Consider the following 12,316-nt stretch of genomic DNA (forward strand, 5'->3'; position numbering starts at 1 on the left):
GGTCATCGTCACTGTCTCGATCGTCCTGTCTCGCCCTGCTTTACATCAAAAGGACTCATCTGTCCCATGTACCACAGCAGTCTGACAGAGAGGGAGACGCCGCCACGGACACCAAGAGCGAACTGCTATGCCGAGCGATGGATCCGGACGGTGCGCGCCGAGTGCACCGACCGCATGCTGATCTACGGTGAACGTCACCTGCACTCGGTTCTGAACGAGTACATCGATCACTACAACGGCCACCGACCTCACCAGACGCGCAGCCAACGACCACCCAATCAAGACGAACAGGCGATGGTGTCTGAGGGGCCGCGATTCACTTCTACGTCGTCCAGAGTGAAGAGCGTCTTGGAGGGGCCGTCTATGGTCCAGCCGTGCTGGCCGGGTTCCCAGAAGATATTGATCTCGGTGCCTTCGAGAGGGTCGCCACCGGGTGTCGCATCTTGGGCGGTCGTCACGTTGAGTTCTTCTACGCGGAGATACCAACCTCCGGAGTTGACGTCGACCACGACGGGCGTTTCGTCGGGTAAGCCGGTGAGGTAGTCGAGGAGCTGGCGAACGGTGAGCATAGGCGCAGGGTGACATGGATCGCGCACCTGCGCACACCCCGCCTGCTCGACACTGAGATCATCCCGTTTACCGTCGCCCCGCCCGAAGGGGAAGCGGGCCAGGGCCACGGGGACAAGGCGGAGCCCCCAACTGGAGGAACGACCTTGGCCCCGTGGCCCTGGTCTGCTCGGCTTGTCCCGGGTCGATGGCGGACGGGATGATCAGCTTCCACCTCAGGCATCTACGGACCTTAGGTCCGCGCGGCGATCACCCCGGAGCCGGGGTCCCCCGCCGGAGGCGCGTTCTTGAGGGATGATGAGTGCTGTGCCTGACCTGCTTTGGGATGACGTGAAGGTCCTCTTCGACCCTGAGGTCAACGGAGCGTTGCCTGATGTGGTTGTAGAGGGGACGACTGTCGAGGACTGGCAGGTGCTGCTGGATCTCGTTCGTGCGCAGGGTTGGCAGTACGCCTACGCGGTGGGTGGCGAGCCGATAAAGCTTTCTTCGGCTGCTGACATGGTCGCGGCCGTGGATGGCGGCGGCGTGCCTGAGCTGAGCCTCTCGCCCGTGCTGAAGGTCTGGCCGATCCCTGAGATCCTGATTATTTTCCGGATGTATCAAGTGGAATCCATCGACTTCGACGTCGATCTCAGAGAGTTGCAGGGGCAAGAGCGGCTGGACGTCCTGGTGCGGTTCTTCTGCGTGATCGGACGGTGTCTCGGGAAGTCCGTGTTGATGAGTGCGGAGGGATCTCCTGGCCATCCGGATCTTGGGTTCGATATCGAGGCTGATCGAGTGGTGCTGATGGTAACTCCGGCTGATCTGGGCGTGTAGCAACTGTTGATGGGGCTTGAGGGCCGGGGGTCGAGCTGCCCGATGCGGCCCGAGTGGCGGGCCGCGCGCGAGAACGGCCCCCAGACCGCACGCGCGGCCTGCAAGCTCGGGCCGCGCGGCGGCGGGTGCGCCGCCGCCTTGATCCTTGAAAGAACAACTCGGCAATTCGGCGGGCTTGCAAGTGGTCCCCGAACAGTCCCCGCTCCGCCACGTACAGCCCTGGCTATGGAACCTCACGACCAGCGGCGGTCGCACACTCACGGCCTCCGGCCAGGACGCAGGGTTCGAGCTGCGCCTTTCCCGATACCTAAAGCCAGTGTGCTAGCAACCGCGGGGACGCAGCCACCCGTCGCGGAACCTGCACCCTCACTCCGGCTCAGGCAAGCCGTTCGACGATGGCACGACTGATCCGCTGCAGTTCCTCGTCGTTGCCGATGCTCGCGAACCGTGTGCGGTGCCAAACCTCATCCATGGCATCTGATCTGGCCTTCTATCCTCGGCACACGTGTTTCTACGCCTACTGTATCTGCTCATGGTCCGGTTGTTCGGCTGGGTGACGCTATTCTCGCGAGGCGACACCTCCAAAGAGGTGGAGATCCTGGTGCTGCGTCATGAGGTCGCCGTCCTGCGTCGTCAGGTCGCCCGGCCGCAACCGGACTGGGCCGACCGGGCGCTGCTGACCGCACTGACACGACTGCTGCCCACGCGGCTTCGCCTTCATCGGATCGCGACGCCGGGCACCTTGCTGGCCTGGCACCGCCGCCTGGTCAGCCAACGCTGGACTTACCCAAACGCGGCTGCCGGACGTCCACCGATCCCAGATGAGCTGCGTAACCTGGTGATCCGAATGGCCAGAGAGAACCCACGATGGGGGCACCGGCGGATCCAGGGCGAACTCCTAGGCCTCGGCCATCAGATCGGGGAGGGCACCATCCGCCGAATCCTCGTCGCGGCCGGCCTCGGTCCAGCGCCACGCCAGATATCACCGACCTGGCGACAGTTCCTCACCTCGCAAGCCTCCGGCATCCTGGCCTGCGACTTCCTGCACGTCGACACTGTCTTCCTCAAACGCCTGTATGTCCTGTTCGTCATGGAGATCGAGACACGCCGCGTACACCTGCTGGGCGTCACCTCCAACCCAACGGGCGCATGGACCACTCAGCAAGCCCGGAACCTGCTGATGGACCTGGGTGAACGCGCCGGCACCTTCAGGTTTCTCATCCGGGACCGTGACGGCAAGTTCTCCCGCTTGTTCGATGAGGTGTTCGCCGCCGCTGGCGTGCGGGTCATCAAGACGCCCGTCCGGTCACCACGGGCGAACGCGTTCGCCGAACGGTTCGTGGGAACGCTACGCCGTGAGTGCCTCGATCACCTGCTCATCCATGGCGAGCGGCACCTGCGCAAGGTCCTGACCGAGTACGAACGCCATTTCAACCATCATCGCCCGCATCAGGGCCGTTCACTCCGCCCTCCATTGCACGACCCCAGCCAGGTGATCGACATGACTTCCCGGATCCACCGTCGAAGGACCGTCACAGGACTCATCAGCGAGTACCGCAGAGCAGCCTGATCACCCGGCAAACGCCCAGCTCAGCAGCAGTGTCCGCGTTTTAGCACCGCACAGGCACAAGCACGAAGGCAAAGGTTCGGCGAAAGCGACTACGCCCACTTACTGCACGCCGCTCACCAGCAACTCGGCGGGCCGATCGCGCTGATCTGGGACAACGTCGATATCCAAGTCGACGCCCTGATAAGCAGCCTGATCGATTCATGCCCCGTGGCTGACGATGTTCTCTGCCTGCCGGCCTACGCGCCCGAACTCAATCCGATGGAGATGGCGTGGTCGGGTACTCCGGTCATTTACTGGCCTATAGCGCGTTGATTAATTAACTTTCATGCTGTATGTATCACGACAATAGAATGGACCATACGTCGCCAGATATGGCGAAACCGGATTCGCCGTGCAACTGCGCATTTGAGACAATAATCTCGACACCAGACTCCTGAACGATCAACCTCTTGAAATCAAGATCAGCGCCACTAGGCATAGCAATGACATGGCATCCGAGCTTCCCGATCCGCCCTTCGAGAGCGGACATCTTAATCTGTGATGAGAACTCTCCAAATCTGTCTCGTAGAATGACCGGAATCATGTCGCCATCATCCCACTGGAGTCGGTGAACCTGGACGCTGACTGCTCGACACTCCCATACTGCACCTGGATAGAACGCGAACTCCAGGAGCCCATAATCTCGACGTAGCAGACCGCGCTGACGATCATCGAGGAAGTCTGCACCCAGAATAGACTCTACTTGATCTGGCGTTGATCCGACGCCTATGCCGAGTATAGTACCGGCAGTAGCCACCTGTGCGTAAAAGTCTATCTCATTCAATTTTTTCCAATGCCTTTATGAGGAAGTGCATCTCCGATGCACGATTCTTATTCATACCCAACTCTCCGCTGTTCATACGAGCCATGACATCTTTCGCATTGCGAATCAAGCTGGCTCGAAGCTGAGGGTCACGGTATATTGCCGCTAGTGCAACCTGCAGGTCGGCCGCGCTTGGCGACCCATTCTTGAGCCTGATTCCCGCGACTCCGATTCCCCCCTTTCCATCGGGATAAACGCGCACTTCATACTTTCCCATATGCATATGGGCACCCTTTGTCGCCCAGTCCTGGAAGGCGACCGAAACTCGAATATTACACGGACCAGCATTGTGTACCAGAACATTCTGACTTCTCGCCCCTACGTAGTAGGTGTGAATGTCAGCAATTGTCAGATTGTACACCCGCTGCATAGAGGTCCATCGTTTCACCTCAACGACTTGGGCCCGATCACCGGCGGAGGTACGAAGCCGCGCTCCAGGTTGGAGATAGGTGGCCTCGATCCAGCTACTCGAAGAAGATACCCAGAAAGGATGCTGAGCTGTTGCGATTACCGACCAGTGGTCGACTTCGCCCTTATGCTCGGCCTTGATGGTGATTTCGATCAGATTTTTGGAGCCGAAACTGCTGATTAGGGCAGTAACCTTCTTGGCTGCCGTTGCCCCAGTCGTGGGATCAGTAGCCAAGACCATGTCTCCAACACGCACGTCCTCGATTGGTTTGCGATGGCCATCTGCCATCAGCACCAAGGTTCCCGGCAGGAAGCTGCTGCACGCCTTCGCTACCTTACTGCCAACTGTCAGCAGCTTACCTAAGCCCTTTAGTCCGGTTGACGCTAGTTTTCCGCCTGGAACGAAGTTAAGTGCGAAAAGTCCGCACGAGATGGCGTTTCCATTGATGCAATCCGCAGCGTCGCCGAAGAAGAACTCTCCTAGGAGCGCCAGCAGCTCAACTTTGCCACCCTTCTTGTTCCTGAGGTACTCGAAATTGTCCCTGATGAGTTGAGCCCAGGTATCGATCGAAATATTCAGTTCACCCTGCCATTTACGGCAACGATCAATCATTGGACCGCCGTCAATTAGACACTCATTCAGGAAATCCTTCATCGTTTTAGCTAGTTTTGCTGCTTTTTTGATCTCTTTGCACGCTTCTGCCCCGTAGTAGCTGGAGCAGGTGATCCCGCTGTTGGCGGATCCGGAGGCTGCAGGCAAGCAGACGCATTCGCTGGTTTTTGCTGCAAGTTTTGCGGCCGCCCAGAGGGCTTCCACGTCTTCGTCGGTCTCGTACAGCGCCGGGTCGTAGAAGGCGATGAAGTTGCGCCGGGCCCGGTCGCCCTCTTTCGAGCTGTCTGACCAGAAGCCGTTCGGCGCGTTTCGGCCGACGCCGAGTCCATCGGGGACGACGTGGATACGGCGTGCTTCCTCTTCGCTGAACCCGGGGTTGTAGTCGACGTCGGGAATCCACTCGTTGCCCGGGATGCAGTCGCCGAACATGCTGCAGTGGCTTGCGCCGCCGCGGTCCCCCATCCCGCCCTCGATGTCGTGCAGGACCATGTGGCCGGTGGGATCGGTGCCGGTGAGCGGTGAGGCGTTGGCGTAGGTGTAGCGGTTGGCCTGCACCGACGGAGTCGGGTCGAGGGTCCAGCTGTCGCGGCTGATGAAGGCACCGGCCCCGGGCTGGTACCAGCGGGCGTGCATGTTCACCTTGCCGGTGTCGGGGTCGGTGTACCCGCCCTGGTAGCCGAGAGTGGTTTCGGGACCTGCTTGGTCGGTGATGGTGCCGAACGGGTCGTATGCGGTGGAGCTCTGCAGGCTGTCGGTGAAGGTGGCCACCAGGTCGCCGTGCAGGTCGCTCAGCGCCGCTACCGCCGGGTTATCGCCCTCCTTCAGGCCGAGCAGCGTTCCGCCTGGACCGCGGGCATACGTCGCCTGGATGGCGCCGCTGCTGTCGGAGATGGCGGCCAGGTCGTTCCCCAGCCCGCTGTAGGCGAAGGTCTGCTTGGCGGCGCCACTGATGCGGGAGGCGAGACGGTCAAGGGAGTCGTAGGCGTAGAGGCTCTCGCCGTCCGCGATGAGCCGGTCGAAGGCATCGAACGTGTACTGCGTGGTGGCACCCGCCTTGGTGCTCGTCGCCATGGTGCCACGTGGTGTGTAGGTGTAGTCGGTCCCGTCACCGGAGATGAGGCGGTTGCGCTCGTCATAGGTGAAGGACTTGTCCCCCGCTTTGATACGGTTGCCGGCCGCGTCCCACTCGTAAGAGGTGACCGCGCCGCCGGGGGCCGTCCAGGAGATGAGCCGTCCCGCGTGGTCGTAGGCGTAGGTGTTCGTGCCCGCCCCGGCGGTACCCGCGGTGGTCTTGGTCGTGAGGTTGTCGTCCTTGTCCCACCCGTACGTGATCTTGGCGAGTTGGGTGCCAGAGCCGTTTTTCAGCGTCTGACCGGTGATGCGGGCCAGGTCGTCGTACTCGAAGGTCTGGGTGCCGGCCGTGCCGCTGGTGGTCGTGATGGTCTTCAGCCGGCTGGCCCCGTCGTAGCCGTAGGTGAGCGTCCGACCGGTGACGGGGTCGGTAGCGGTCTTGAGCCGGTTGGCGGTGTCGTAGGTGAAGGCGGCATTGCCTGCTGCGTCGATACGCTGAATGGGGTTACCGAGGCCGTCGTAGGCGTAGGCGGTTTCCTGGACCGTCCCGCGCATGATCTTGAGCGGCAGGCTCCGGTCGTTGTATTCGATGGTCAGGTCACCGGCGCTGGTTCGACGGCCGGCCTGGTCGTAACCGAACGTGCGCTCGGCCGTCGCGGCGCCGCCGCCCTCTCCGGTCTCCTTGGTGAGCCGGTTCAGGTGGTCGAAGGTACGGTCGATGCGTACGCCGCCGGGCTGGATGGTGGCCGTCTGGTTACCGGCCGCGTCGTAGGAATGCGTCCAGGTGCGGTCCGCCACGTCGGGGTGAGCTGCCGTGGCCGGTTCGATTACCTCCTCCACGAGGCCGAGGCTGTTGTAGCTGGTCCAAGTCGCGTTGCCGCGTCCGTCGGTCAGCCTGGTGCGGGCACCGGTGGCGTCGTAACCGAAACGGGTTGTGATCGACTCGCTGTCCGTGACCGGCTCGATCAAAGAGGTGACTCGGCTCAGTGCGTCGAAGACCTGCTCGGTGACATGTCCCTCAGGCGAGGTGGTGCTGATCTGGTTGCCCGCCAGGTCGTAGCCATACCGGTAGGTACGCAGCACCGTGCCCTCAGCGTCCAGGTCCTTGGTCGCGGTTTTGCGGCCGGCCAGGTCGTACTCGGCAACTGTGGCGTTCCCGAAGGCGTCTGTGGTCCTGACCAGGCGGCCGGCCTGGTCATAGGCCATGGTGACCTTCGTCCCTGAGTCGGTCATCGTCTCGGTTTCGCCGACCGCGTTGTATGTGTAACTGGTGGCGATGCCGCCCGGGGCGGTCTGCTTGATCAGCCTGCCCGCCTGGTCGTACTCGATGGTGGTGGTGTAGACGGCGCTGGAGGGCTTGCGCTCGATCTGCGTGGCGGTGACCTGCCGGCCGAGGTCGTCGTAGGTGGCCCCGGTGCGGGCGCCGGTGGCGTCCACGCTGAACAACTGCTGGCCCACCATGTCGTACTCGGCCACTCGGGTACCCGGGGTGACGCCGTCGGGTGCGGGGTCGGTGACGCGGACCTGGCGGCCGAGCTGGTCGTACTCGTAGGAGGTGACGTAACCGCGCGGGTCGGTGGTGCTGATGCGCTGTCCGGCCTTGTCATAGGCATGTTGCACAGTGGATGTGATCGCGCTGCCGCCGGGCGGCGTGTAGGCGGGAGCGGTGGCACTGATCAGGCGGCCGGCCTTGTCGAACGTCGAGGTGATGACGCGTCCTTCTGCGTCACGCTCGTGCGTCTGGTTGCCCACCGTGTCGTAGCCCACCAGCGTCGAGGGGCGAGCCTGGGTGGAGGCGCCGTCCTTATCCACCTGTACTTGCGGCGCCTTAGTCTCCACCAGTCGATCCAGGGCGTCGTAGCGCATCGTGGCGGTGAAGTCGTCGGTGTTCGCTCCGTCGGCGTTGCCGCGCGGGTCGGTGGCCTCCACAGGCAGGCCACGATCGTCATAGGTGACGGTGGAGACGATGTCCTGGTCGCCGTTCTCCACGCTCTGCCTGATCTGCTTGTTGAGCTTGTCGTAGGCGTATTCCGTGATCTCGGTGCGCGACGTCCCGGCCGCTGTGAGCGTGGACTTGATGACGTTGTCGTTGGCGTCGTAGCCGTAGCTCGTCCGGCGCTTGAGCCCGTCCGGGTCGAACGTCTTCGAGGACAGACGCCCCGCGGCATCGTATGCGAAGGCCGTGGTCTCTTTCTTGTTTCCGCCGGTGACCTGCTGGACGAGGTTGCCCGCCGCGTCGTAGGTGTTGCTCTGCAGCACCACGTCGGTGGTGCCGGTTGCGTCGTTCAGTTTGACGTCGTCGCCGATCTTCTCCGCCAGCAGGTTGTCGCCGAAGTAGCTGAAGGAGGTTTTCCGGCCCTCCGCGTCCACCTGCGCGACCAGACGCCCCCCGCTGTCGTAGCTGCGGCTTTCCAGCACTACGTCGGTGGCCTGCTTCGGATCGACCGGGCTGCCGGTCCATCCCTTCAGCGTGGTGGTGGTCAGTTCCCCCCGGTTGCTGTAGCCGTAGACGTAGACGGTCCCGCGGGCGTCTGTCGAGGTGGCTTTCAGACCGATGGTGTTCCAGGTTTGCCGGGTCACGCCGCCTTCGGGGTCGGTGACGGAGTCCACGCGGCCGTGATCGTCGTAGGTGTAGACGGTCTTTCGTTCGGCGTCGCCGCCGGTCAGGTCGGTGATGGAGGTGGACAGCTTGTTGCCGTCCGAGTCGTAGCCGTAGCTGGTGCGAGCGGTGTGCGTGACGCCGGTGATCTCGTTCTTGACCGCCGCCCCTGTCACCGTGGCCACTCGGCCGGCCTGATCGTAGGTGACGGACGTCGTGACACCATCCGGGTGGGCCTTCGACACCTTGGTGGCGGAGGTGGCCCGGCCGATTTCGTCATAGCCGAGCCTCGTCACCAGGCCGGCGGGGTCGGTCTGTTCCGCCAGGTCGCCCGCTGCGGTGTATTTGTAGGACCAGGTGTTGCCGCGCGGATCGGTCCGCGTCTTCTCCAGCCCTGGTGGGGTGGTGCCGCCGCCGATAGCAGGTTCGCTGCCGTCGGTGTAAGTGACGGTGACGGATCGGCCATCGGGGAAGTCGGGCGTGGCCGGGGTGGTCTGCTTGGTCTGCTCGCCATAACTGTTGTATTCGAACGTGGTGGCGTAGGTGTTGTCGTCCCGGTCAGCGGAGCGGGCATCGCGGTAGCCCCGCAGTTTGTCATTGAGCGGATCGAAGTCGTCGTCCTCATTGACGTGGTAGCTCAAATAAAAGCGCTGGCAGCTGCCTGCCCCGCGGCAGGACTTGCTCTGGATGTGGTTACCGCGTTTGTCGTTCCACTGCTGGAAGACGTTGCCGTTCGGGTCGGTCTCCTTGATCCAGAAACCCCCGGTGTCGTACGCGTAGCTGGTCTTGGCCCCGGCCTGGTCCACCGAATACACCAGGAGCGCATTACGCATGGAGTCATAGGCGTGGTCGAGGGTGCCGCCGCGCGGATCGGTCAACCGGATCTTGTAAAGGCCCTCGGTCCAATCGGTGGTGAACGTGCCGAGCTTCCACGTACCGCCATGCCGGTCGGTGTGCGAATCCAGCCGGTCGGTCGCCGGGTGGTAGGTGTTGCTGGCCCAGATCCGTCCGGACGGCAGCGTGACCTGCGACATCTTGTGGCTGATCTTGGTACGGGCGGCCCAGTGCGCCTGCACCTCAGCCGCCGTGAGCGGCTTGCCGTACAGCGCGAACTCGTCGATCGAACCCTTGAACGACCATGCACCGGACGTGCGCGGCCCGCCAGGAACGTCGGACCAGGAGCTGGCGCGGTAGCCGCTCCCCACATAGGCGTAGCGGCGCACCTCGTTCCAGAGCGCTCCGTTCAGCTGGCCCACTGCCTGCCCGTCGAGGTAGAGCGTCTGCTTGTTCCCCGTCACGGTGAGTGCCACGTGGTGCCACTGATCGTCGGTGACCGCAGCTCCCGATGTGATCGGCGTGTACTGGCCGTTCACCTGGCCCAGCTGACCCCGCAACTTGCCGTCCGTGCCCACATACAGGACCGGGAGCCCGGCACCAGGCCCGCCGCTGAACAACTCGTCAGCCGAAAGGATCACGCCGGGCTGCGTCGTCTTGATCCAGCCCTCGACCGACACCTGATCCCGCAGGCGGTCCAGCATGGACTCGGGCAGCTCCATGGTGGACCTGGTGAAGCCACCGGCGGTGTCAGCGCTTCCCTCCAGCGCCCCCGGCTGGCCCAGAGTCACATTGTCGTAGGTGCCGAGACCACCGTCAGTGCCCAGATTGGCGGCCTGTTCGTGCTGCGCGTCGCCCAGCCGCCAATAGCCGACCGGCTCGGAGTCCAACACCAGACCCTTGTAGCGGGAGCCGTCACCGTAACTGTAGGTGGTGCAGCTTGGCGTCTCGCCTGGTGCGCACACCGAGGTCAGATTGTCGCCCGAATAGGTGTAGGTCCAGGTCAGCGCCTTGCCGTTGACCTGGTCAGTGGACACGGTGGCCACCCGCGGGCCGTTCCAGGTGAAATGCAGTGCCCGACCACCGGACCCGGTCACCGTGTCGAAGGTGCCGTCAGCGTTGTAGTCGAGCGTCAGCGCCCGCCCACGATTGTCCTCGATCCTGAGCAGCCGGCCCGCCTCATTGAAGGTGTAGGACATCAAGGCGGTGTCCTTCAGCCGCCAGCCGCCGCCGTCCACATCGGCTAGCGAGTCCTTCATGCCCGGCGGCGGCTGGTAGGCGCCATCTCCCTTGGCCGCGAATCGGACCTTGCGCCCATTGGCGTACGTCACCAGCAAGCCGGTGATCGTCGTCCCCGATCGCTCGGGCGTCACGTTCATGTCCCAGGCCGTCGACCAGCCGGCGCCAAAGATTCCGCTGGTCCGCGTGTCCATACTGTTGTACGTGCGCTCCACCGTGAGCGCCGGCCCGGCCACGGGCACTTGGGCGTCCCTCGCAGCCGTGGTGTAGTTCCCGCTGACCAGCGAGAACTCCTGCTCGCCGTTGACGCGATCACCCAAATGGGAGCTATTGATCGGCTGAGGCGAACTGACCAGGATGAGCTGCTTATCGCTCGTGGCGACCGCTTTGCTTTCCGAGTCGACGATACGCACCCACCACTCGTACTGCTTGCCCCATTCCAGCCTGCCCGCCGGCACCCGCCACGAGTCCACATCCTCAAGTGCGGCGGAGTTCCAGCAACGCGGTGTGGGAGCAGGAGAGCCCGAGTCTTCCTCGTCTTCTTCCGGCTTCTCACAGATGTGGTACGTGTAATTCAACGGGCTAAACGGGTCCGAAGGAACACCTACACGCACTGACCGCACGGTGAGCAGCGGAGTCGTCGTCCCCACCATGGAGCCCGCGTCGGGATACACATCCTCGATCAGCGGGAAGGCACTCGCCGCGGTCGCCCGATCCTTTTGCTCGGCACGGCGGACGCCGGCGGGTAACTGCGACTCCGTAGTCGGCTCGGTCTTGAGAGCTGTCCGTGGCCATCCGCCGGCATCGGCCTGCAGAGCTCCTGGCACGGGCGGATCGGCCTCCGCAGTCGCATCCGTCGCCTGGGCAGGAGTGACGGTCAGGTTCGGCAGTACGCCCGCCGATCCGCGTCGCTGCTTCGGCACCTCCATGGTTCCCTGCACGGTGACCGTTTCTCCGCCTACCGTCACCTGGGCGGAGACGGGAAGCGCGGTCAGAGGGACGAAGCCTGGCAAGCCGGCGATCAAGACGGCAGCCGCCGACCGGGCAACGGCAGCACGCGAGAAGAACCGGCGCATACGCGATCACGCTCCGAACCACAACGAAAGGCACCAACAAGACGGCAGCCGTCGCTCTCCGCCACACCCTTCCCGGGCTGTGCGACTCGGAGTCGATCACTTCCGACACACAAAGTAAGGAAATTCGACCTACCAGACAAGACGAGCGATCATCACAAAATGACAAACAGCCCTATTGGGTACGCAACACTCCGTAACCGGACAAAGGGAATCAGTGATGTGCTCGCTCCGTGGCTCCGGCTCGCTTCCTTGGTCGCGGACCGTAGCTACCCGAGCAGTGCGAGGCGGCGGGAGAAGCCCGGCGAGACTGCGCCAGTCCGACAGCAAGGTGACGAACGGGTTCAAACCCGTACACCACTCCCATGGACGCTAACGGCGCCGCCCTACCACTCCACACCCCCTTCTGACCTGGGTTTCTCGGTTCTTATACGCCTGGTGCGAGGCGAATATGGCCGAGGTCATGCTCGTCTGATGCTCTTCGGCACGCGTCCGGCACGCGGGTGTCCGATAGCAACCGGCCGGTGCGCCGGGAGATCGACGGACAGCCACCGAGCGACGCTTCTCGTGAAGTATCGACCAAAGGCTGATCAAGACACATCGTCGACGACGCCGTGCTGCGGGCTCTCGACGGGCGTGAGGGTCACAGTGGCTCCCGTTCTGA

Annotated in this window: 5 protein-coding genes and 1 pseudogene; 3 read left to right on the forward strand and 3 right to left on the reverse strand. The window is 63.2% G+C overall.

Annotated features, from left to right (window positions below; translation table 11 throughout):
* Positions 1-66: 66 nt before the first annotated feature.
* Positions 67-264: pseudogene (locus tag AB0K18_RS49695) on the forward strand (integrase core domain-containing protein); the annotation flags it as partial.
* Between the two features lie 14 nt (positions 265-278).
* Here the strand turns inward: AB0K18_RS49695 and AB0K18_RS49700 are convergent.
* Positions 279-569 (reverse strand): hypothetical protein, encoded by a 291-nt coding sequence (locus AB0K18_RS49700; RefSeq protein ID WP_364930048.1) that lies wholly within the window; start codon positions 567-569, stop codon positions 279-281.
* A gap of 304 nt (positions 570-873) precedes the next feature.
* On the opposite strand from AB0K18_RS49700, the gene AB0K18_RS49705 reads away from it, so the two are divergent.
* Together AB0K18_RS49705 and AB0K18_RS49710 are read left to right on the forward strand one after the other, a co-directional pair.
* Complete coding sequence (locus AB0K18_RS49705; protein WP_364930038.1) at positions 874-1,383, forward strand: hypothetical protein; 510 nt, start codon at positions 874-876, stop codon at positions 1,381-1,383.
* A 532-nt stretch (positions 1,384-1,915) separates the two neighbouring features.
* On the forward strand, positions 1,916-2,953 hold the full coding sequence (locus AB0K18_RS49710; RefSeq protein ID WP_364930040.1) for an integrase core domain-containing protein: 1,038 nt from the start codon (positions 1,916-1,918) through the stop codon (positions 2,951-2,953).
* Positions 2,954-3,290: 337 nt separating this feature from the next.
* On the opposite strand, the gene AB0K18_RS49715 is transcribed toward AB0K18_RS49710, so the two are convergent.
* A complete protein-coding gene (locus AB0K18_RS49715; RefSeq protein ID WP_364930043.1) occupies positions 3,291-3,776 on the reverse strand; it encodes a hypothetical protein in 486 nt (161 codons plus the stop codon).
* Positions 3,769-11,655 (reverse strand): polymorphic toxin-type HINT domain-containing protein, encoded by a 7,887-nt coding sequence (locus AB0K18_RS49720; RefSeq protein ID WP_364930045.1) that lies wholly within the window; start codon positions 11,653-11,655, stop codon positions 3,769-3,771. Before AB0K18_RS49720 ends, AB0K18_RS49715 begins: the two co-directional genes overlap by 8 nt.
* Between the last annotated feature and the right edge of the window lie 661 nt (positions 11,656-12,316).

It is taken from the genome of Nonomuraea sp. NPDC049421 (assembly GCF_040677005.1).
GTDB classification, from domain to species: Bacteria; Actinomycetota; Actinomycetes; order Streptosporangiales; family Streptosporangiaceae; genus Nonomuraea; species Nonomuraea salmonea.

Excerpts from the sequence above, each read along its gene's own strand:
- AB0K18_RS49720 (WP_364930045.1), bottom strand. The coding sequence starts at position 11,655 with ATGCGCCGGTTCTTCTCGCGTGCTGCCGTTGCCCGGTCGGCGGCTGCC.
- AB0K18_RS49700 (WP_364930048.1), bottom strand. The coding sequence starts at position 569 with ATGCTCACCGTTCGCCAGCTCCTCGACTACCTCACCGGCTTACCCGAC.
- AB0K18_RS49710 (WP_364930040.1), top strand. The coding sequence starts at position 1,916 with ATGGTCCGGTTGTTCGGCTGGGTGACGCTATTCTCGCGAGGCGACACC.